This window comes from Streptomyces sp. NBC_01276 (genome assembly GCF_041435355.1).
Lineage (GTDB): Bacteria > Actinomycetota > Actinomycetes > Streptomycetales > Streptomycetaceae > Streptomyces.
This window is the reverse complement of sequence record NZ_CP108444.1, coordinates 54,594-76,886: the sequence shown is the minus strand read 5'-3', so window position 1 is coordinate 76,886 and position 22,293 is coordinate 54,594. Positions and strand designations below refer to the sequence as shown.

Below are 22,293 nucleotides of genomic sequence, written 5' to 3'. Positions count from 1 at the left end.
GGTGAACGAGACCAAGCTCCTGGAATACCTCAAGCGGGTCACGGCCGACCTGGACGAGGCCAACCGGCGCCTGAAGGACGCCGAGGACCTCACCCACGAGCCGATCGCGATCGTCGGCATGGGCTGCCGCTTCCCCGGCGGCGTGCACTCCGCCGAACAGCTGTGGACCCTGCTCGCCGACGGCACCGACGCCCTCGCCGCCTTCCCCGACGACCGCGGCTGGGACCTCGCCGCCCTCTACGACCCGGACCCCGACCGGGCCGGCACCAGCTACGTCCGCGAGGGCGGCTTCCTCGGCGGCGCCGCCGACTTCGACCCCGCCTTCTTCGGCATCAGCCCGCGCGAGGCCCGCGCCATGGACCCCCAGCAGCGACTGCTGCTGGAGGTCGCCTGGGAGGCCCTGGAACGCTCCGGCCTCGACCCGGCCGCCCTGCGCGGCAGCCGGGCCGGCGTCTTCGTCGGCACCAACGGCCAGGACTACGGCACCCTGTTCGGCGACCGGCCCGAAGAGGGCCTCGAAGGCTACATCGGCACCGGCAACGCGGCGAGCGTGCTCTCCGGCCGCCTCTCCTACGTCCTCGGCCTCGAAGGCCCCGCCGTCACCGTCGACACCGCCTGCTCCTCCTCCCTCGTCTCCCTGCACCTGGCCGCCGAGGCACTGCGCCGCGGTGAATGCTCCCTGGCCCTCGCGGGCGGCGCGACCGTGATGGCCACCCCCCGGGTCTTCGTCGAGTTCAGCCGCCAGCGCGGACTCGCCGCCGACGGCCGCTGCAAGCCCTTCGCCGCCGCAGCCGACGGCACCGGCTGGGGCGAGGGCGCGGGCCTGCTCGTCCTCGAACGGCTCTCCGACGCCCGCCGGGCCGGCCGCCCGGTCCTCGCGGTCCTGCGGGGCTCCGCCGTCAACCAGGACGGCGCCTCCAACGGGCTCACCGCCCCCAACGGCACCGCCCAGCAGCGCGTCATCCGCCAGGCCCTCGCCAACGCCCGGCTGTCCCCGGACATGGTCGACGCCGTCGAGGCCCACGGCACCGGCACCAGGCTCGGCGACCCCATCGAGGCACACGCCCTCCTCGCCACCTACGGCCGCAAGCGGGCCGCCGACCGCCCCCTGTGGCTGGGCTCCGTCAAGTCCAACCTGGGCCACACCCAGGCCGCCGCCGGCGTCGCCGGCGTGATGAAGATGGTCCTCGCCATCCAGCACGGCACCCTGCCCAGGACCCTGCACGTGGACGAGCCGACCCCGCACGTCGACTGGACGGCCGGCGGCGTACGCCTGCTGACCGAGCCCGCGCCCTGGCCCGAGACGGGCGAGCCGCGCCGCGCCGGCGTGTCCGCGTTCGGGGTCAGCGGCACCAACGCCCACCTGATCGTCGAGCAGGCCGCCCCGGAGGACGCCCGGCCGCCGGCCGGCGCCCGGGAGCCCCGGACACCGCTCCCCACCGCCACGCCGTGGCCCCTGTCGGCGCACACCCCCGAGGCGCTGCGCGCGCGGGCCGACCAGCTCCGCGCGTACGCGCAGGACCACCCGGAGCTGGACCCCGCCGACCTGGCCCACTCCCTCTCCCTGCGGACGCCGCTCGCCCACCGCGGCGTGCTGACCGGCACCGACCGGGAGGAACTCGTCGAGGGCGCCGCCTCCGACGGGAAGCTTGCCTTCCTCTTCTCGGGCCAGGGCGCGCAGCGTCCGGGGATGGGGCGTGAGCTGTACGGGGCGCAGCCGGTGTTCGCCGCCGCGTTCGACGAGGTGTGCGCCCACTTCGACCTCCCCCTCAAGGAGCTGGTGTTCGGGGGCGGGGAGGAGATCCACCGCACGGAGTTCACCCAGCCGGCCCTCTTCGCGGTCGAGGTGGCGCTGTACCGCCTGGCGGAGTCGCTGGGCCTGCGTCCGGACTTCGTCGCCGGTCACTCCATCGGCGAGATCGCCGCCGCGCACGTGGCCGGGGTGCTGTCCCTGGCGGACGCGGCCCGGCTGGTGTCGGCCCGCGGCGCCCTGATGGGCGCCCTGCCCGAGGGCGGCGCGATGGTGTCCGTGCGCGCCACCGAGGACGAGGTCCGTCCGCTCCTGTCCTCCCCGGAGGTGGACATCGCGGCCGTCAACGGTCCGTCGGCGGTGGTGGTTTCGGGCGCCGAGGCGGCCGTCCTGGAGGTGGCCGCGCAGCTGGCCGAGCGGGGCCACAAGACCAAGCGCCTCACGGTCTCGCACGCCTTCCACTCCCCGCTGATGGAGCCGATGCTGGAGGCCTTCCGCGAGGTCGCGGAAACCCTCACCCACCACGCCCCCGAGATCCCGGTCGTCTCCACCCTCACGGGCGCCCAGACCACCGGGTTCACGGCCGACCACTGGGTCGAGCACGTACGGTCCGCCGTCCGCTTCGGCGACGCCCTCGCCCACCTCGCCGAGGAGCAGGGCGTCGCCCACTTCCTGGAGCTGGGCCCGCGGGGCGTCCTCGCCGCCATGGCGGGGGAGTCCCTGCCGGCGGACTTCGCCGGACTCCTGACGCCCGCGCTCCGCGGGGACCGCCCGGAGCCCGAGGCGTTCCTCGGTGCCCTCGCCGAGGCCTGGACCCGCGGGCTGCCCGTCGACTGGACGCCCCTGCTGCCCGGACGCCGCGTCGACCTGCCCACGTACCCCTTCCAGCGGCAGCGCTACTGGCCCGCCACGACCGGCGGCGGCGACGTGGCCGCCGCCGGCCTGGGCCCCGCCGACCACCCCATGCTCGGCGCCATGGTCACCCTCGCCGAGGCCGACCAGGTGCTGTTCACCGGCCGCCTCTCCCTGCGCACCCACCCCTGGCTCGCCGACCACGCCGTCATGGGCACCGTGTTCGTCCCCGGCACCGCCTTCGTGGAACTGGCCGTCCGCGCCGGCGACCAGGTCGGCTGCGCCCGCCTCGACGAACTGACCATCGAGGCACCGCTGGTCCTCCCCGAACAGGGCGCGGTCCAGCTCCAGGTCGCCGTCGGACCCGCGGACGCGGACGGACGGCGCTCGCTGACCTTCCACTCCCGGCACGCCGACGAGCCGTGGACCCGGCACGCGGGCGGCACCCTGATGGCCGACCCCGCCCCGGCCGCCACCCCGCCCGCCGACCCCGGCATGGGCGAATGGCCCCCGGCGGGCGCCGAGCCGATATCCGTCGACGGGCTCTACGAGCACCTCGTCGAGGTCGGCTTCGGCTACGGCCCGGCCTTCCAGGGCCTGCGGGCCGCCTGGCGCCGCGGCGAGGACGTGTTCGCCGAGGTGCGGCTGCCGCAGGAGACCGAGGCGTCCCGCTTCGGCCTGCACCCCGCCCTGCTGGACGCCGCCCTGCACGCCGTCGGACTCGGCGACTTCGTCACCGACGGCGCCGCCAGCCTCCCCTTCTCCTGGCGCGGAGTGACCCTCCACGCGGCCGGCGCCCCGGCGCTGCGCGTACGGCTGTCACCCGCCGGCCCCGACACCGTGGCCCTGGAGGCCGCGGACCAGGCCGGCGCCCCGGTCGCCACCGTCGAGGCCCTCGCCCTGCGCCCGGCCGCCGCGCAGCGCACGCACCGGCACCGCGACTCCCTGTTCCGCGTCGACTGGACCGCCCTGCCCCGGACCGCGGCCGGGGCCGCACCCGCAGGACCCGCCGACGCGCGGCCCCACTGGATCGCCTCGGCCGCCGACCTGGCCGCGCTGGACACCGTCCCGGACACCGTGTTCGTCCGCTGCCCGCACACCGAAGACCTGGTCACCGACGCGCACTCCGGCACGCACCGCGTCCTGGAACTCCTCCAGACGTGGCTCGCCGAGCCCCGGTACACCGCGTCGCAGCTGGTCCTCGTCACCCGCGGTGCGCTGGCCGTGCGACCCGGTGAGGAGGTCCGCGACCTCGGCCAGGCGCCGCTGTGGGGCCTCGTCCGGTCGGCGCAGGCCGAGAACCCGGGCAGCTTCCGTCTCATCGACACGGACGACGACGCGGACGACGACACGGAATCGGGCCCGAGTGGATCCCTGACCGCCGCCCTGGCCCTCGACGAGCCGCAACTCGCCCTGCGCGAAGGCCTGTTGTACGCCCCCCGGCTGGCCCGCGTCCCCGCCCCCGCCGCGCCCCGGGAGTGGAACCCCGACGGCACCGTCCTGATCACCGGCGGCACCGGCGGCCTCGGCGCCCTGCTCGCCCGCCACCTGGTGGCCGAGCACGGCGTACGCCACCTCGTCCTGGCCGGCCGGCGCGGTCCGGCCGCCGAGGGCGCCGCCGAACTCGCCGCCGAACTCACCGGGTCCGGCGCCCACGTCCTGATCGAGGCCTGCGACGTCGGCGACCGCGCCGACCTGGCCCGCCTGCTCGCCCGGATCCCCGCAGGACACCCGCTGACCGCGGTGGTGCACGCCGCCGGCGTCCTCGACGACGGGGTGATCGGCTCGCTGGCGCCCGAACGGCTGGACACCGTACTGCGCCCCAAGCTCGACGCGGCCTGGCACCTGCACGAGCTGACGCGGGAGGCGGACCTGTCGGCCTTCGTCCTGTTCTCCTCGGCCGCCGGCGTCTTCGGCGCCCCCGGCCAGGCCGGATACGCCGCCGCCAACGCCTTCCTCGACGCCCTCGCCCAGCACCGTGCCGCGCAGGGACTCAGCGCCGTCTCCCTCGCCTGGGGCCTGTGGGCGGAAGGCGGCGGCATGGGCGGGCGCCTGGCCGGCAACGACCGCCAGCGCATCACCGGATCCGGCGTCGCCGCCCTGTCCGCCGCCGAGGGGCTCGAACTCTTCGACCTCGCCGGCGGCCTCGACGAGCCCCTGCTCGTCCCCGCCCGCCTGGACCTCACCCCGCCGCCCGGCGCGGCGGCCCGCACCGCGACGCCGCCCGCCCTGCTGCGCGGCCTGGTGCGCGGACCGGCCCGCCGGGCGGCCGCGTCCGCCCCGGCCACCCCCCGTACGGAGTGGACCGAACGGCAGATCGCCGAACTCGTCCGCACCCACGTCGGTTCCGTACTGGGCCACGCGACGGCCGGGGCGATCGACCTCGGCCAGGCGTTCACCGAGCTCGGCTTCGACTCCCTCACCGCCGTCGAACTGCGCAACCGGCTCACCACCGAGACGGGCCTGCGGCTCTCGGCCACGCTGATCTTCGACTACCCCACCCCCGCCGCCCTCGTCGAGCACCTGCGCGCCGGGCTGACCGAGGCCGCGCCGGACACCGCCGCCGCCACCGTGCCCGTCGCCGCCCCGGGCGCCGACGCCGACGACCCCATCGCGATCGTCGGCATGAGCTGCCGCTACCCCGGCGGGGTCCGCTCGCCCGAGGACCTGTGGAACCTGGTCTCCGCAGGCGGAGACGGCATCGCGGCGTTCCCGACCGACCGCGGCTGGGACCTCGACGGCCTCTTCGACGACGACCCCGACGCGGCCGGCCGCTCGTACGTCAGCGAGGGCGGCTTCCTCTACGACGCCGCCGAGTTCGACGCCGGCTTCTTCGGGATCTCGCCCCGCGAGGCCCTCGCCATGGACCCCCAGCAGCGGCTCCTCCTCGAAACCGCCTGGGAGGCCTTCGAACGCGCCGGCATCGACCCCACCTCCGTCCGCGGTACCGCCACCGGCGTGTTCGCGGGCGTCATGTACCACGACTACGCCTCCCTCCTGGGCGGCGGCGAGGTGCCCGAGGGCATCGACGGCTACCTCAGCACCGGCAACGCCGGCAGCGTCCTGTCCGGCCGCATCTCCTACGTCCTCGGGCTGGAGGGCCCGGCCGTCACCGTCGACACCGCCTGCTCCTCCTCGCTGGTCGCCCTTCACCTGGCCGCCCAGGCCCTGCGGGGCGGCGAGTGCACCATGGCCCTGGCGGGCGGTGCGACCGTGATGGCCACGCCCAACACGTTCGTCGAGTTCTCCCGCCAGCGCGGCCTGTCCTTCGACGGCCGCTGCAAGTCCTTCGCGGCGTCCGCCGACGGCACCGGCTGGGGCGAGGGCGCGGCCATGCTCCTGCTGGAACGCCTCTCCGACGCCCGCCGCCACGGCCACCGGGTCCTCGGCGTCATCCGCGGCTCCGCCGTCAACCAGGACGGCGCCTCCAACGGGCTCACCGCCCCCAACGGCCCCTCCCAGCAGCGCGTCATCCGCCAGGCCCTCGGCAACGCCGGCCTGACCGTCGCCGACGTCGACGCCGTCGAGGCCCACGGCACCGGCACCAGGCTCGGCGACCCCATCGAAGCCCAGGCCGTCCTCGCCACCTACGGGCAGGGCCGCCCCGACGGCCGGCCGCTGTGGCTGGGCTCCCTCAAGTCCAACATCGGCCACACCCAGGCCGCCTCCGGCGTCGGCGGCGTCATCAAGATGGTCCAGGCGATGCGCCACGGCGTCCTGCCGCGCACCCTCCACGTCGACGAGCCCACCCCGCACGTCGACTGGGACGCCGGCGCCGTACGCCTGCTCACCGAGCCCGTGCCGTGGCCCGAGACCGGGCGCGCCCGCCGCTCCGGCGTGTCCTCGTTCGGCGTCAGCGGCACCAACGCCCACGTCATCGTCGAACAGGCCCCCCTCGAAGACGTCACCGGAGCACGGCCCGCCGGCCCGCCATCCCCCGCAGAACAGGGCACCGCCCTGCCGTGGGTGCTGTCCGGCAAGACCGACGACGCCCTGCGCGACCAGGCCCGCAACCTCCTCGCCGCCCTGGACGGCCTCACCGCGCAGCGGGCCCCCGACGACGGCGCCCCCCACCACCCCCTCGCCGACATCGGCCGCTCCCTCGCGTCCTCCCGCGCCGCCCTGGAGCACCGGGCCGCCGTCGTCGCCGACGACCCCGCCGCCTTCGCCGCCGCCCTGACCGCCCTGGCCGCCGGCGAGCCCTCCCCGCACCTGCTGCGCGGCTCGGCGCGCACCGCCGCGACGGCCGTGTTCGTCTTCCCCGGCCAGGGCTCGCAGTGGGCCGGCATGGCCCACGAACTGCTCGACGCCTCCCCGGTGTTCGCCGACCGGCTGGACGCCTGCGAGCGCGCCCTGGCGCCCTACGTGGACTGGTCGCTGCGCGAGGCCCTCGCCGACGAGGCAGCCCTGACCCGCGTCGACGTCGTCCAGCCCGCCCTGTGGGCCGTGATGGTCTCCCTCGCCGCGCTGTGGCGCTCCCACGGCGTGGAACCGGCCGCCGTGGTCGGCCACTCGCAGGGCGAGATCGCCGCCGCCTGCGTCGCCGGGGCGCTCACCCTCGACGACGCGGCCCGCGTCGTCGCCCTGCGCAGCAAGGCCCTGCTGGCCCTCTCCGGCCGCGGCGGCATGGTCTCCCTGCCGCTCTCCCGGGAGGAGGCCGCCGCGCACCTGGGCGAGCGGCTGTCGCTCGCCGCCGTGAACGGCCCCCGTTCCGTCGTGGTCTCCGGCGACCCGGAGGCACTCGACGCGGTGCTCGCCGCGGTCGAGGGCGCCCGCCGGATCCCCGTGGACTACGCCTCCCACTCCGCCCACGTGGAGGAGATCCGCACCGACGTCCTGGACGCCCTCGCCGGCATCACCCCCCGCCCCGCCGAGATCCCGTTCCTGTCCACCGTCGACGCCACCTGGCTGGACGGCACCGAACTCGACGAGCGGTACTGGTACCGCAACCTCCGCCAGAGCGTCCTGCTCTCCGACGCCACCGAAACCCTCCTCCGGGCGGGCCACGGCGTGTTCATCGAGGTCAGCCCGCACCCCGTCCTCGTCCACGGCCTGCCCGACACCGCGCTGGGCTCCCTGCGCCGCGGCGACGGCGGCCCCGGCCGCTTCACCGCCGCCCTCGCCGAGGCCCACGTCCACGGCGTCGCGGTGGACTGGGACACCGTCTTCCCCGGAGCCGGCCACGTCGACCTGCCCACGTACCCCTTCCAGCGCGAGCGGTTCTGGCTGGAGGGCGCCGAAGCCTCCGGCGACATGGCCTCGGCGGGCCTGGAGGGGGCCGACCACCCGCTGCTCGGCGCGGCGGTGACCCTCGCCGCCTCCGACGACCACCTCTTCACCGGACGCCTGTCGCTGTCCGCGCAGCCCTGGCTGGCCGACCACGCCGTGGCCGGCACGGCCCTGCTGCCCGGCACCGCCTTCGTCGAACTGGCCCTGCACGCCGGCCTGCGCACCGGCCACCCCCACCTGGAGGAACTGACCCTGGAGGCCCCGCTGGCGCTGCCCGGGCGGGGCGCCGTGCAGGTCCAGCTGGCCGTCGGCCCCGCCGACCCGGACGGCCGCCGCACCGTCACCACGTACGCCCGCTCCGCGCAGGAGACCGGCGAACCCTGGACCCGCCACGCCACCGGCGTCCTCTCCGCCACCCCGGCCACCACCCCCGCCCCCGCAGGCCTCGGCGACACCTGGCCCCCCACCGGTGCCGAACCCGTCGACCTGACCGGCTTCTACGACCGGCTCGCCGACGCCGGCCTCGGCTACGGGCCCGCCTTCCAGGGCCTGCGGGCCGCCTGGCGGCTCGGCGACGAGGTGTACGCCGAGGTCGCCCTCGACCCCGACCGGCAGGAGGCCGCTGGCCGCTTCGGCCTCCACCCGGCCCTCCTCGACGCCGCCCTGCACGCCGTGGGCCTCGGCTCCTTCCTCGACGGTCCCGGCGTCCGCCTGCCGTTCTCCTGGAACGGGGTCTCCCTGCACGCCGGCGGTGCCCGCGCCCTGCGCGTCCGGCTGAGCCCGGCCGGTGGCGACGCCGTCGCGCTCACCGTCACCGACACGGCCGACCGCGCGGTGGCCACCGTCGACTCACTGGCCTTGCGCCCGGTCGCCACCGACCACCTCGCACACCGCGACACCCTCTTCGCCCTGGACTGGGCGGCGGCCCCGGCAGGCGGGGCCCTGTCCGCGGGCAGGGCGTACGAGGTCGACACCTCCGACGGCGTCCGCCCCGCCCTGGGCCGGGCCTTGGAAGCCCTCCAGGGGTCCCTCGCGGACGCGGGGGAGGAGCGCCTGGTGTTCGTGACCCGCGGCGCGGTCGGCGAGGACGTACGCGACCGGGCGGCTGCCGCCGTATGGGGTCTGGTGCGCTCCGCCCAGTCGGAACACCCCGGCCGCTTCCACCTCCTCGACCTGGACGAGGGCGTCGACCCGACGCCGTACCTGACCTCGCCGGAGCCGCAGCTGGCGGTGCGCGGGGGAGCGGCCCGCATCCCGCGCCTGCTCCGGGCCCCCGCCCCGGTGGCTTCCGAGGGGCTGTCCTTCACCGAGGGCGGCACGGTCCTGGTCACGGGCGGTACCGGCGTCCTGGGCCGGGCCGTCGCCCGCCACCTGGTTGCCGTCCACGGCGTACGCCACCTCCTGCTGGCCTCGCGTTCCGGCGGCGCCGAGGACCTCGTCGCCGAACTGTCCGAGGCGGGTGCCTCGGTCACCGTCGCCGCCTGCGACGCCGCCGACCGCGACGCCCTCGCCGCCCTCCTGGCCTCGATCCCCGCCGCGCACCCACTGACCGCCGTCATCCACACGGCGGGGGTCCTGGACGACGGTGTGATCGAGTCCCTCACCCCGGAGCGCTTCGACGCGGTCCTGCGCCCGAAGGCGGACGCGGCCGACAACCTCCACGAACTCACCGCCGGCCTGGACCTGTCGGCGTTCGTCCTCTTCTCCTCCGCCTCGGGTCTCCTGGGCGCCCCGGGCCAGGGCAACTACGCCGCCGCCAACGCCTACCTCGACGCCCTCGCCCAGCACCGGCGCGAGCAGGGCCTCCCGGGCATCTCCCTCGCCTGGGGCCTGTGGGCCGAACGCAGCGGCATGACCGGCGCCCTCGACGCCACCGACGTCGAGGCCATCAACCGGGGCGGCGTCGCCGCCCTCGCCACCGAGGAGGCCCTCGCCCTCCTCGACACCGCCCCCGCCCTCGACCGGGCCCTGGCGGTACCGATCCGCCTGGACCTCCCCGCCCTGCGCGCCCGCGCCCGGCACGAGGCCCTCCCGCCCCTGCTGCACGCCCTGGTGCCCGCCCCGCTCCGGCGGCCCGCGACCGCCCCGGCCGCCGCACCCGTACTCGACCCGGAAGAACTGCTGCCCCTCGTACAGGCCCACACGGCCACCGTCCTCGGCCACACCTCCGCCGACCGGATCGACCCGGACCGCAAGTTCCTGGAGCTGGGCTTCGACTCGCTGACCTCGGTGCGCCTGCGCGGCAGCCTCAACACCGCCACCGGCCTGAGACTGTCGGCCACCGCCGTCTTCGACCACCCCACCCCCGCCGCCCTGGCCGACCACATGCGCGGCGAACTCGCCGCGGCCCGCACCCCGCAGCCGCAGGAACCCGTACGGCGGCCGGCGGCGGAGCAGCCCATCGCGGCGCTCTACCGGCAGGCCTGCGCCGACGGAAAGGTGAAGGAGGCCACCGACCTGCTCGTCGCGGCCTCCCTGCTGCGCCCCTCCTTCGACACGGACGGCACGGACGACGCCCCGGCACCGGTCCGCCTGTCCACCGCCACCGCGACCCCGGCCGCGACCGCCGCCGACGGGTCCGGCCGGACCGCCGGCACCGTCCTGATCTGCCTGCCCTCGGTCACCGCCCTCTCCAGCCCCCACCAGTTCGCCCGCTTCGCCGCGCCCTTCCGCGAGCACCGCGACGTCCACGTCCTGCCGCTCCCCGGCTACGGCGAGGGCGAGCGGCTGCCCGCCACCGCCGACGCCCTCGTCGCACACGTGGCCGCCGAGGTCCTGCGCCTCGCCGACGGCGCCCCGTTCGCCCTGGCCGGGTACTCCTCGGGCGGCTGGCTGGCCCAGGAGGTCACCGCACACCTGGAACGCCACGGCAGCGCCCCCGCCGGACTGGTGCTGCTCGACACGTTCCTGCCCGGCGACGCGGCACAGCCCGCGTTCCGCTCCCGCATGACCGACGCCATGTTCGAACGGGAGGACTCCTTCGGCTGGATGACCGACCTCCGGCTCACCGCCATGGGCGGCTACTTCCGGCTCTTCCCCGGCTGGCGGCCCACCGCCACCACCGTGCCGACCCTGCTCGTCAGAGCCGGCCGCTCCCTGGTGGACGGCGACGGCCACCACGCGTCCTGGCCCCTGGCCCACACGGCCGTGGACGTACCGGGCGACCACTTCACGATGATGGAGGACGACGCGCAGGCCGCCGCCGGCGCCGTCGACCACTGGCTGACGGAGACCGCGGCATGACCACGAGCACCGCACCCGCGCCCCGTACCGGCCTCGGCCGCGACGTCTGGAAGGCCGCCACCGTCGTGATCGTCGGAGCGACCATGTCGTTCCTCGACTCGACCATCGTCAACGTCGCGCTCAGCGCCCTCGGCACCGACTTCCGGGCCCCGCTGAGCACGGTCCAATGGGTGGTCACCGCCTACCTCCTGGCGGTGGCCGCCGTCGTCCCGGTCTCCGGCTGGGCCGCCCGCCGCTTCGGCGCCCGCCGCACCTACGTGGCCGCCGTCGTCCTGTTCACCCTCGGCTCCGCACTCTGCGCGGCCGCCCAGGACGCCGGACAGCTCATCGCCTTCCGCGCGGTCCAGGGCCTCGGCGGCGGACTGATCATGCCCGTCGGGCAGATGATCCTGGCCCGCACGGCCGGGCCGAAGAACATGTCCCGGGTCATGGCGACGGTGGGCGTCCCCATCGTGCTGGCCCCGGTCTTCGGCCCGTTCATCGGCGGGCTCCTGCTGCACTACACCGACTGGAGGTGGATCTTCCTGGTCAACCTTCCCGTGGGCGCCGCCGCCGTCCTGTGCGCCCTGTGCCTGCTGCCGTCCGACCGCCCCGAAGCGACCACGCCGCTGGACGTCCCCGGCCTGGCCGCGATCTCCACCGGCATGGCCGTCCTCACCTACGGCCTGGGCAGCACCGACACCGGCTCGCCGACGGTGGCCCTGTCCGCCATCGCCGTCGGCACGTCCCTCCTCGTCCTGTTCACCCTCCGCACCCTGCGCACCCCGCACCCGCTCTTCGACATCCGCCTCTACCGCGACCGGGTCTTCCGCGCCGCGTCCCTCACCACGTTCTTCCTGTCCATGGGCATGTACGCGGGCATGGTCCTGATGCCGCTGTACTTCCAGGACGTACGCCACGAGGACCCGGTCACCACCGGCATGCTCCTCGTGCCGTCGAGCATCGGCGCGGCCGCGGCGACCTGGCTCTCGGGCCGGGCCGCCGAACGCCTCGGCGGCGGCCGCACGGCCCTGGCCGGCGCCTCGCTCAGCCTCGCGGCGGCGGTGCCGTTCGTGTTCGTCGGCGCCGACACCTCCTACGCGCTCATCGGCACGGCCATGTGCGTCTCGGGATTCGGCGCCGGCCTGTCCGTCATGCCCGCCATGACCTCCGCGTTCCGCAGGCTCGACCCGCAGAAGATCGGCGACGCCTCGCCCCAGCTCAGCATCCTGCAACGGCTGGGCGGTTCCGTCGCCACGGCGGTCCTCGTCACCGTCCTGCAGAGCGGCCTCGACGATGCCGACGGCCGCCCGCACGACAAGGCCTCCGCCTTCGCCGTCACCTTCGGCTGGTCGCTGGCCCTGTCGGCGGTGGCCGCGCTGAGCGCCCTCCTGCTCGCCCGCGCCGGGCGCCGCCGCCCCGATCCCGCCTCCACCCACTGAGGGGAACCGTCATGCCCGTCAGCACAGACCCCGCACCCGCGGAGACAACAGCCCTCCTCACCCAGCTCAACGAGGAGGTCCGCCTCCACCAGGTCGACGCACTCGACGACGAGATCATCTCCCTGGTCGCCCAGCGCGTCGCCCTGGTCCACGAGATCCAGCGCGACCGGACCGCCGCAGGCGGCCCCGGCACCCGCCTGTCCCGCGAGACCCAGGTCATCGGCCGCTACGGGAACGGCCTCGGCCGCCCCGGAGTGGACGTGGCCATGATCCTGCTCAACCTCTGCCGCTACCGGGGCAGCGGCACCGCGGCGTCCGCCCAGGCGGCCCGCCACTCCTGAACCCGCGGTGCGGGGCCGACGGCCACGTCGGCCCCCACCCAGCCGGTGACCGGCCGCAGCCCGTGCAACGCGTTGGTCACCCACACCTCGCACCCGTCCAGCTCCGCCGGGCGCACCCGGCGCCGCCGCACCGCGACGCCCAGTTCCCCGGCGCGCCGCACCACCCAGGAGGCCGTCACCCCCGCGAGGACCGGCAGGGCGGGATCGACGACGCACAGGACGTCCCCCTCCCACCACACCAGGCTCGCCGTGGCGGTCTCCAGCACCACCCCGTCGTCGGAGACGAGCAGCGCGTCATCGGCGCCCGCAGCGACGGCCTGCGCCCGCAGGGCCCCGAGCGCCCCCAGGTCCGGCCCCTTGCGCCGCGGTGCCCGCCGGGGGTCCTCGCCCCCGGCCCACAACCGCACCGCGTCCGTCCGCGCGGGCGCCGGCCTCACCCGTACCTGCAACCGTCCGCCGACCAGTTCCACCCGGGGGAACCAGCACCCCCGCCGGGGCAGCGCCGCGACGACGGCCTCCGGGAAGCCCCCGGGCTCCGGCCCGCCCGCCTCGGCGACGGCCGCCGCGAACCGCCGCCAGTGCGCGGGCAGTTCCCGTACCCGGCCCTCCTCGACGAGCCAGGAGTCGGCCGCCGCCAACGCCCCGGCCGCCTCCTCACCCTCGACGAGCCCGTCCGCCCCGTACAGGAGGACCCGCTCCCCGCCCCCACCGGCACCCGCCAACCCCGTTGTCATGACCCGGAGCATAGATCGTCGGGCAGCCCGGCCCCCCACCCCCCGACGCGCCCACGGGGGCACCCCGGGCACGCGGAAGGGCCGGCCGTGGGGGCTCGTGCGGAACCCCACGACCGGCCCTGCCGGTGGATCAGCTGTTGGCGGAGACGTTGCCGGAGAGGACCGGGATGTTGTCCAGGATGTGCGAGAGCGGCTCGTCGCCCTTGGCCTGGGTGGAGTTCTCGGTGCACTGCTGGTTCTGCGGGTTGGACAGGACGTTGATGTCCTGGACGCCGACGTTGGCGAGGAGCGCGAGCAGGGACTGGGCGTTGACCTTGACCGGCAGAGCGACACAGGGCTTGTTCAGGGTGCCCTGGATGGCGCTGAGCTGCGGGCTCATGTCACCGGCGGTCTTCTGGTTGCCGTAGATCTGGGAAGCGCCGTTGCCGTTGACGGTGTTGATCCCGTTGTCGTTGCCGATGGCCATGGCAGGCGCGGCAGCGGCAGCGCCCGCGCCGATCGCGGCGGCGGTGGCTGCTGCGGTGACCATCATCTTCTTCAGCATTCTCAAGCAATCCTTCGCTAGAGCGGAAACGGGCCCCTGTTGGGCAAGTCGACCTTCTAACGCCGGCGTGCCACCGCCCGTGGCGGTCTGTCACCCGAATGCGCGCGCTCCGCCCCTCCGCGGCGCCCCCTCACGTGTCGCTCAGCGCCAGGCACTTGGAGTTCTGCGGGAAGCCCCGTACCCCTTTGTTGACCGCGATCAGGGCGTCACCCGCCGACCGGGAACCCCCGGCGAACACGACCTCGACGGCCGGCTCGCGCCCGTAGGTGGTGAACGCCCACACCCCGCCGCGCCCGGCCCGCCCGTCATCGAGCACCCAGTCCACACCGTCGACGTTCACACAGGTGTCCACGGTCGGCCCGAGGGGCCGCACACCGCACCGCAGCACGATGGACCCGCCACCCCACCCGGCGGCCCCCACGCCGTCGACCGCGTCACGGCCCTGCCCGAGGAGGGTCCCCGGCAGGCCCGCGACCACGCCCGCGCACGGGGCGCCGTGCGCGAACGGCCCGGCCGGCACGTCGTAGTCGGTCAGGGTCCCCACCACGGCGGCGCCGACCGCCACGACCGCGACCGCGCACACCACCGCGTTCCGCCCACGCACCACCACGTTCCCCCCCCGTCGGCGCTCCGTCGAGCCGCCTTCCCCCCCCACCCTAGGCAGCGCCGAAAATCCATCGCCCACCGACCGATGAGTTTCGCTCCCGGCCCCGGTCCACACTCCGTAACGTCCCTCCACCCAAAGGAAATCCCATGTCGTTCCAGGCCTACCTCGACACCATCGAGACCAAGACGGGCCTCACGCCCCGCGCCTTCATCGCCCTCGCCCACGAGCGCGGCTACGACGACCCGTCCACCAAGGCGGGAACGGTCCTCGCCTGGCTCAAGGAGGACCACGGCCTGGGCCGCGGACACGGCATGGCGCTGGTCCACGTCATCAAGAACGGCCCGAAGATCGACGCCAAGCACGTCGGAAGCACCGGCGTCCACCGCGACGAATCCGACACCCTCTGGCTGGACGGCAAGGCCACCCGCCCCGCCTGAGCCCCGGCCGGTCAGGGACGCCGCGGCCCGTGTCACGACCGATCAGGAATCGAGAAGCACGGGCCGCCCCACCACCCCTAGCCTGACCGTCATGAACCTCACCATCCACACCAGCGCCCTCCCGCACGACGACCCGGACGCCTCCCTCGTCTTCTACCGCGACGTCCTCGGCTTCGAGGTCCGCAGCGACGTCGGACAGGGCAAGATGCGCTGGATCACCGTCGGCCCCAAGGGGCAGCCCGGCACGTCCATCCTCCTCGCGCCGCCCGCCGCCGACCCCGGGATCACCGAGGACGAGCGCCGCACCATCGCCGAGATGATGGCCAAGGGCACCTACGGCTGGATCCTCCTGGCCACCCCGGACCTCGACGCCGTCTTCGACAAGGTCCAGGCGTGCGACGCCGAGGTCGTCCAGGAGCCGACCGAGCAGCCCTACGGCATCCGCGACTGCGCCTTCCGCGACCCCGCGGGCAACCTGATCCGCATCCAGCAACTGCGCTGAGCCGTACGGCCCTCGACGACAGGAGTCCTCCCGTGTGCCACCCCGCATGGGGCCGCGCCCGCATGGCGGCGCAGCGCCTGAACGACCTCGCCCGACTGCGCCGCGTACGCGACCGGATCGACCGGGAGTACGCCCGGCCGCTGGACGTCGAGGCCCTCGCCCGCGGCGCGGGCCTCCCCGCCGGGCACCTCAGCCGCCGGTTCCGGCTCGCGTACGGCCAGTCCCCGTACGCCTACCTCATGACCCGCCGCGTCGAACGCGCCACGGCCCTGCTGCGCCACGGCGGCCTCGGCGTCACCGAGGTCCGCTCCGCGGTCGGCTGCACCTCGGCGTCCACCTTCGGCATCCGCTTCACCGAACTGGTCGGCATGTCCCCCGACACCTACCGCCGCCTCGCCGCCGACACCCGGGCGGGGCTCCCGCCGTGCGGGCAGGAGCGCGCGGCCGAACCGGTCAGGAATCGAGCAGCAGCCCTCCCGCAGCCTCAACCCTTCACCGACCCGGAGGGCTTCGACCGGGAAACCGTCCCACCGTCCGACGTCCTGTCCTGACACCCACCCGCACCACGCCCACACCACACCCGGGGGAGTCCGCCATGGCCGGCACCGAGAACACCACCACCACCTACGAGGGATTCACCGCTGAGGAACGGGCCGCGATGAGGGACCACGGCCGCGAACTGAAGCAGGAGGCGCGCCGCAGGTCGAGCGCGGACAAGGCGGCCGAAGCCGAGCGGGACGTGCTCGCGAAGATCGCCGAGATGCGGGACCCGGACCGGATCATGGCCGAGCGCGTCCACGCCGTCGTCACGGCCACCGCCCCGGCGCTCGCCCCGAAGCTCTGGTACGGCATGCCCGCCTACGCGCTGGACGGCAAGATCGTCTGCTTCTTCCAGAGCGCCGAGAAGTTCAAGGCACGCTACGCCACCCTCGGGTTCAGCGACCTCGCGAAGCTGGACGACGGCACCATGTGGCCGGCCGCCTTCGCCCTGACCGAGGTGACGCCCGAGGTGGAGAACCGCATCGCCGCCCTCGTCGAGCGGTCGCTGCACTGACCGGCCCAAACCGTCCCACCCCGCGCCGTCGGTCCGAACGGGCCACCGGCGCGGGCGTGGGGCGAGCGGGCGAAGCCTTCGGTCCGGGCTAGGCCGGAGCCGGAGCCGCCAGGCCGGTCAGGACGACGTCCAGGCCGGCGACGAACATCGCGGCGGGTTCCTGGTCCGCGCCACGGGTCACGAGGTGGGCGAGGGCGGGGTACCGGCCGGTGGCGATGAGGCGCCGGAGGTAGGGGCCGGACGCGGCCTGCCACTGGCGTTCCGTCTGGCCGCTCTCGCGTTCCACGCGCAGTTCGACGATTTCGTGGCGGACCGCGCCGAGTACGTAGCCGTTCACCGCCTGCAGGGCGCGCATCAGGGCGTTCGGGTCGTCCTCGTCGATGCCCGGGGCGCGGCGCAGGGCGGCCAGGATCGCCTCCAGGTAACCGAGGGCCGCGGGGCCGAACTGCGGGCGGCCGCCGAGGAGGTCGGCGAACCACTCGTGGCGCAGTGCCGCGCCGCGCAGGCCGTGGGTGAGCGCCCGTACACGTGCCTCCCACCCCGCCTCGTCCCCCTCGCCCTCCTCCTCGGAATCGGGCAGGGGGATCTCGGCGTACACCGCGTCGACCATCAGGTCGAGGAGTTCCTCCTTGGTGTCCACGTAGCGGTAGAGCCGCATCGGGCCGGCGTCCAGCGCGGCGGCGACCTTGCGCAGCGAGACCGCCGGCAGTCCGTCGCCGTCGGCCAGCCCGATCGCGGCCCGCACGATGCGGTCGCGGCTCAGCGGGCTGAGCGAAGACCGTGCGGCCGGCTCGGGCCGTTCCCAGATGAGCACGGGCTCCCCTGCCTCTCCTCGGATCCTCGGGTTCGCGTACCCCTGTGTCGATACAGTGTATCGATATTTTGTCGATACGGTGTATCGTCACAATACGGCGTATCGAAAACGGATCCGATCCCGAACGAGGGGCACACCCATGTCACGCATCGCCATCATCGGAGCCGGACCCGGCGGCCTGCTCCTGGCCCGTGTCCTCCACCTGCACGGCATCGAGTCGGTCGTGTACGAGCGCGACGCGTCGCCGACCGCCCGCACCCAGGGCGGCATGCTCGACCTGCACGCCGACACCGGCCAGCGTGCGCTGCGCGAGGCCGGACTGGAGGCGGAGTTCCTGTCCATGGCCCGGCGCGAGGGCCAGGACCACCGCCTGCTCGACCACACCGGGACGGTCCTGCTGCGGCAGGACACCCCCGACGACGCCCCGCTGGACCGCCCCGAGGTCGACCGCGCGGACCTGCGCGCCACCCTCCTCGGCTCGCTGCCGCCCGGCGCCGTCGCCTGGGGCCACGGCCTGGAGCGGGCCGAGCCGCTGCCCGGGGGCCGCCACCGCCTGCACTTCACCGGCGGCCGGACCGCCGAATGCGAGCTGCTCGTCGGGGCGGACGGTGCCTACTCCCGTGTGCGCCCCCTCGTCACCGACGCCCGGCCCACCCCGCTCGGCGCCCACGTCGTCGAACTGGGCATACCCGACCTCGTCCGCACCCGGCCCGACCTCGGCGCCCTGGTGGGACGCGGCAACTACTGGGCCTTCGGCCCGCGCCGCTCGCTGTCCGCCCAGCTCAACGGCGACGGCCGGCTGCGCGTCTACCTGACCTTCCACGGCCCCGAGGACTGGCCCGCCACCTGTGGCATCCCCTTCGACGACCCGGTCCGAGCCCGCCCCCGGCTGCGCGAGCGGTTCGCCGACTGGGCGCCGGAGTTCACCGACCTGATCGACGCGTGCGACCAGACGCTCACGATCCGCTCCCTGTCCACCCTGCCGGTCGGGCTGACCTGGCCCCACGTACCGGGCGTCACCCTCCTGGGCGACGCCGCCCACCTGATGCCGCCGGCCGGAGAGGGCGCCAACGCGGCCCTCCTCGACGGGGCCGAACTCGGCCTCGCCCTCGCCGCCGACCCGCATGCCCCCGATACGGCCGCGCACCACTACGAGCGGGCCATGTTCCCCCGCGCGCGGGAGGCCGCCCGCCACTCCGCCCGCATCCACGAGATCCTGATGTCCCCCGACGCCGCGCGGCGCCTGGTGGCGATCCTCCAGCCCGCGCAATAGGAGGGCCAGGACACGGCGATGCGCCACCTCCCGCGCCCGAGGGCGTAGTGCACCACAGAGCGGGCCCGTCCCCGCGGCCGTCGAGCCGCGCAGACGGGCCCGCAGTGCGTTCCGCATGCCGCCATAGCGTTCACTCTCGATCCATTGCAACGCCCCGGATGACTGATGTTGCATTACGTTCACAGTCGTTGCAACGATTTCACGTCTGTGACATGCGTAAATACGGTTAGCGTGCAACGAATATGTTGCCAATCTCATGAACGCAACGTAGCTTTCCATCATCAGAAACAGCGAGCCGAAGGAAAGCATCATGCAGAAGTTCGACACCACCGCCCCGGTCTCCGTCGTCCTGGACATCCCCGCCGGGCGCATCCGGCTCGTCGCAGCCGACCGGGCCGACACCACCGTCGAGGTCCGGCCCGCCGACGGCTCCAAGAGCCGCGACGTGAAGGCCGCCGAGCGGACCACGGTCGAATACGCCGACGGAGTCCTGCGCATCGGGGCCGCCGAGGCCGACAACCGGTTCCTCGGCAACTCCGGGTCCATCGAGCTCACCGTCCAGCTCCCCGCCGGCTCCCACGTGGAGGCGAAGGCCGCCGCCGCCGAACTCCGCGGCGTCGGACGCCTCGGCGACGTGACCTTCGAGGGCGCCCAGGCCACCGTCGAACTCGACGAGACCGCCGGCGCCCGCCTCACCGTCCAGGCCGGCGACATCACCGTCGGCCGCCTCACCGGCCCCGCCCGGATCGGCACCCAGAAGGGCCACCTCCGCATCACCGAGGCCCACCGCGGCACCGTCGAACTGCGCACCGAGCACGGCGACATCACCGTCGGCGCCGCCCGCGGAACCTCCGCCACCCTCGACGCCGGCACCGCCTACGGCCGCATCCACAACACCCTCGGCAACGCCGACGGCGCCGGCGCCGCCCTCGACATCCGGGCGACGACCTCCTACGGCGACATCACCGCCCGCAGCCTCTGACCCGCGGCCGCGCTCATGACGGTCCCCTCAGTCCAGCCGAAGTCCGCGACACCCTTCAGGGAGCACACCACCATGTCCGTCACCTCCACCGTCCAGGACCGCCCGGAGCTGCGGCAGATCATCCAGGAGATGATCGGCTCCGGTTTCACCGGAGTGCACCTGCGCGTGAACGACCACCGGGGCGAATGGGTCGCCACCGCCGGCGTCGCCGAGCTGGGCGAGAGCGCCCCGCCGCCCGTCGACGGATACTTCCGGGTGGGCAGCGTCACCAAGCCGTTCACCGCCGCCGCCGTGCTCCGGCTCGTGGCGGAGGGCAGGACCGGGCTGGACGACGCGGTCGCCGGCCACCTGCCCGAACTCGGGCTGGACCCGCGGATCACCGTACGGATGCTGCTGCAGCACACCAGCGGCGTCTTCAACTTCACCGGGGAGTACTACGAGGACGGGACGGTCGTGCCCGGCATCCCCTGGCAGGGCCGGGAGTGGGTGGACAACCGGTTCAAGACCCACCTGCCGGAGGAACTGGTACGGCTGGCGCTGTCCAAGCCGGCGCGGTTCGAGCCGGGGACGGACTGGAGCTACTCCAACACCAACTACGTACTGGCCAGGCTGCTGATCGAAAGGGTCACCGGCCGTTCGCTGGCCGAGGAGATGCAGCGGCTCGTACTGGGGCCGCTCGGCCTGTCGGACACCGTGGTACCGGACACCCGGACGGAGGTCCCCGAGCCCCACGCCCACGCCTACTACCGGTACGAGGAGGACGGCGAGCGGAAGACGGTCGACGTCACCCGCCAGAACCCCTCCTGGATCTCCACCGGCGGTGACATGATCTCCACCACCCGGGACCTCCACACCTTCGTCTCCGCACTGATGGGCGGCAGGCTCCTGCCGGCCCCGCTGCTGGCCGAGATGTGCGAGCCGCACCCCAAGGCGGGCTACGGCCTGGGCGTGTTCGTACAGCCGGGCCCGGACGGCGAAGGCACGGTCATCACCCACAACGGCGGCATCGCGGGTCACGCGGCACTGCTGTACAGCACGCCCGACGGCAGCAGGACCCTGACCGCCGCACTGAACTACGTGGACGACGCCGGGCTGTCCCTGGCGGGGCCGGTCCAGCAGGCGACGCAGCGGCTCGTCGAAGCGGTGTTCGGCGCCGAACGGACCGCGGGCTGACGACGCCGAGCCGGCACGCGGCCCCCGGCCGGCGCGGCCGACGGGCCGGACCACACCGGGCCGGACCACACCGGGCCGGACCAACCGGGCCGGACCACACCGGGCCCGTCCTCGGCACGGCACGGCGGGCCTGCCCCGTCCGGAGCCGCCCGCGGGGCTACGCTCGGGCCGTGGGACAGCCCGAGCAGCGCGCCGAAGGCGCGGGACCCTTCACCACCCGGCTCACCTGGCACCGCCCCGAAGGGGGAACGGTGGTGTGGGAGTCACGGGTCGCGCGCAGGCGCGGTGCGCTGTCGGTCCGCGGCCCGGGAGACTCGCTCACCCTGTCCCCGGCGGCCGACGCCGAAGCCCTCGGCCGTCTGCGCAGGCTCAACGCCGTCGCCTCGGGCGCCTTCGTCATCGGCGGAGCGCTCTTCGCCCTCGGCGCCGCCGTGGCCCAGTTCGGCTCGGGCGACCCGCTGGAGAGCGCCGCGGTCTACTTCGCGGGCGGACTGTTCTTCAACACCGGCGGCTACACCTCGCTCCTGCAGGTACTGAACGCGCCCCGGCACACCCACGGGGGCGGGCCACTGGTCACGGCCGGCTGGAGGTGGTGGGGGTACGAGCCGATGCGCGTGGCCTGGCTGAGCGCCTTCGTGCTGTTCGTCGGGACGCTCGTGTTCGGCGTCAACCTGTTGGACTCCTTCCTGCAAGGGCTCACCGTTCAGCAGACCAACCGGCTGATCTGGACCCCCGACGTGGTCGGATGCGTGCTGTTCCTGGTCTCGGGGCACCTCGCGTTCGTCGAGATCTGCCACCGGGCCCGGCCGTGCCTGCGCTCGCGCAGCCTCGGCTGGTGGGTCGTCGCGGTGAACCAGCTCGGGTCGGTGCTCTTCATGGTCTCCGCGCTGGCCGCCTTCACCCGGCCCGCCACCGGAAGCCTGATCAACGCCGACATCGCCAACTGGGGCACGCTCACCGGCGCGTTGTGCTTCTCGATCGGCGGCGTGCTCCAGGCCTTCGAACGACCGTAGCCGCCGGCCGGCTCCGGACGTAGGCTTCCCGGATGGCCCGACACGTCACGCTGCTGAACGTCCTGGAGGGAGTGGTCCCGAGGCGGGCCGTGGAGCTCGAAGTGCGCGGAGGCCCGGTGCGGGCCTGGCTCTTCGACCACCGCGTCTACCTCCGGACGCGCCTCACCGTCATCTTTCCGGCCTGGACCGCGACGGTGTCCGCTCCCGACGGGACGAAGGCGTACGAGATGCCGAGAACGCCCCTTCTCCTGGGCTCCGTGGACGGGCGGACGGTCCGGCTGGAGATCGAAGGCCTCTGAGAGGTGGCCGTCGGCGGTGCTGCCA

At 74.6% G+C, this 22,293-nt stretch carries 16 protein-coding genes; 12 read left to right on the top strand and 4 right to left on the bottom strand.

Annotated elements, in window-relative coordinates; all coding sequences use genetic code 11:
• Position 1 precedes the first annotated feature (1 nt).
• Genes OG295_RS40385 through OG295_RS40375 form a run of 3 tightly spaced genes read left to right on the top strand, consistent with a single transcriptional unit; the run spans position 2 to position 12,836 of the window.
• Positions 2 to 11,074, top strand: a complete 11,073-nt coding sequence (locus OG295_RS40385; protein ID WP_371681558.1) for an SDR family NAD(P)-dependent oxidoreductase — start codon at positions 2 to 4, stop codon at positions 11,072 to 11,074.
• Positions 11,071 to 12,495: a DHA2 family efflux MFS transporter permease subunit gene (locus tag OG295_RS40380; RefSeq protein WP_331733061.1), complete on the top strand. Its 1,425-nt coding sequence runs from the start codon at positions 11,071 to 11,073 to the stop codon at positions 12,493 to 12,495. Before OG295_RS40385 ends, OG295_RS40380 begins: the two co-directional genes overlap by 4 nt.
• Positions 12,496 to 12,506: 11 nt before the next feature.
• Positions 12,507 to 12,836 (top strand): chorismate mutase, encoded by a 330-nt coding sequence (locus OG295_RS40375; protein ID WP_331733058.1) that lies wholly within the window; start codon positions 12,507 to 12,509, stop codon positions 12,834 to 12,836.
• On the opposite strand, the gene OG295_RS40370 is transcribed toward OG295_RS40375, so the two are convergent.
• The 3 genes from OG295_RS40370 to OG295_RS40360 all read right to left on the bottom strand — a co-directional run bounded on the left by OG295_RS40370 (position 12,785) and on the right by OG295_RS40360 (position 14,718).
• Positions 12,785 to 13,570 (bottom strand): aminotransferase class IV, encoded by a 786-nt coding sequence (locus OG295_RS40370; RefSeq protein ID WP_331733056.1) that lies wholly within the window; start codon positions 13,568 to 13,570, stop codon positions 12,785 to 12,787. The genes OG295_RS40375 and OG295_RS40370 overlap by 52 nt on opposite strands.
• 130 nt (positions 13,571 to 13,700) lie before the next feature.
• Positions 13,701 to 14,114, bottom strand: coding sequence for a rodlin (locus tag OG295_RS40365; protein WP_331733054.1), 414 nt, complete (start codon positions 14,112 to 14,114; stop codon positions 13,701 to 13,703).
• 130 nt (positions 14,115 to 14,244) lie between these two features.
• The gene (locus OG295_RS40360; RefSeq protein ID WP_331733052.1) at positions 14,245 to 14,718 is read right to left on the bottom strand and encodes a DUF3515 family protein; all 474 of its coding nucleotides are present in this window, start codon (positions 14,716 to 14,718) and stop codon (positions 14,245 to 14,247) included.
• 149 nt (positions 14,719 to 14,867) lie between these two features.
• Between OG295_RS40360 and OG295_RS40355 the strand changes: the two genes are divergently transcribed.
• The 4 genes from OG295_RS40355 (at position 14,868) to OG295_RS40340 (ending at position 16,714) form a co-directional block, all read left to right on the top strand.
• Positions 14,868 to 15,158 (top strand): DUF4287 domain-containing protein, encoded by a 291-nt coding sequence (locus tag OG295_RS40355; protein WP_331733050.1) that lies wholly within the window; start codon positions 14,868 to 14,870, stop codon positions 15,156 to 15,158.
• 91 nt (positions 15,159 to 15,249) lie between these two features.
• Positions 15,250 to 15,660, top strand: a complete 411-nt coding sequence (locus OG295_RS40350; protein ID WP_331733048.1) for a VOC family protein — start codon at positions 15,250 to 15,252, stop codon at positions 15,658 to 15,660.
• A gap of 62 nt (positions 15,661 to 15,722) precedes the next feature.
• The gene (locus OG295_RS40345) at positions 15,723 to 16,211 is read left to right on the top strand and encodes an AraC family transcriptional regulator (RefSeq protein WP_331733682.1); all 489 of its coding nucleotides are present in this window, start codon (positions 15,723 to 15,725) and stop codon (positions 16,209 to 16,211) included.
• Between the two features lie 44 nt (positions 16,212 to 16,255).
• Positions 16,256 to 16,714: a DUF1801 domain-containing protein gene (locus OG295_RS40340; RefSeq protein ID WP_331733046.1), complete on the top strand. Its 459-nt coding sequence runs from the start codon at positions 16,256 to 16,258 to the stop codon at positions 16,712 to 16,714.
• An 88-nt stretch (positions 16,715 to 16,802) separates the two neighbouring features.
• On the opposite strand, the gene OG295_RS40335 is transcribed toward OG295_RS40340, so the two are convergent.
• The gene (locus OG295_RS40335) at positions 16,803 to 17,528 is read right to left on the bottom strand and encodes a TetR/AcrR family transcriptional regulator C-terminal domain-containing protein (RefSeq protein ID WP_331733044.1); all 726 of its coding nucleotides are present in this window, start codon (positions 17,526 to 17,528) and stop codon (positions 16,803 to 16,805) included.
• A 139-nt stretch (positions 17,529 to 17,667) separates the two neighbouring features.
• Between OG295_RS40335 and OG295_RS40330 the strand changes: the two genes are divergently transcribed.
• From OG295_RS40330 to OG295_RS40310, 5 genes are all read left to right on the top strand, one after another.
• A complete protein-coding gene (locus tag OG295_RS40330; protein WP_331733043.1) occupies positions 17,668 to 18,801 on the top strand; it encodes an NAD(P)/FAD-dependent oxidoreductase in 1,134 nt (377 codons plus the stop codon).
• Between the two features lie 310 nt (positions 18,802 to 19,111).
• Complete coding sequence (locus OG295_RS40325; protein ID WP_331733040.1) at positions 19,112 to 19,783, top strand: DUF4097 family beta strand repeat-containing protein; 672 nt, start codon at positions 19,112 to 19,114, stop codon at positions 19,781 to 19,783.
• Positions 19,784 to 19,855: 72 nt separating this feature from the next.
• Positions 19,856 to 20,956, top strand: a complete 1,101-nt coding sequence (locus OG295_RS40320) for a serine hydrolase domain-containing protein (RefSeq protein WP_331733038.1) — start codon at positions 19,856 to 19,858, stop codon at positions 20,954 to 20,956.
• Positions 20,957 to 21,126: 170 nt separating this feature from the next.
• Positions 21,127 to 21,969 carry a hypothetical protein gene (locus OG295_RS40315; RefSeq protein ID WP_331733036.1) on the top strand — a complete coding sequence of 281 codons (843 nt, stop codon included), beginning with the start codon at positions 21,127 to 21,129 and terminating at the stop codon, positions 21,967 to 21,969.
• Positions 21,970 to 22,001: 32 nt separating this feature from the next.
• A complete protein-coding gene (locus tag OG295_RS40310) occupies positions 22,002 to 22,268 on the top strand; it encodes a DotH/IcmK family type IV secretion protein (protein WP_331733034.1) in 267 nt (88 codons plus the stop codon).
• The last annotated feature ends 25 nt before the right edge of the window (positions 22,269 to 22,293 follow it).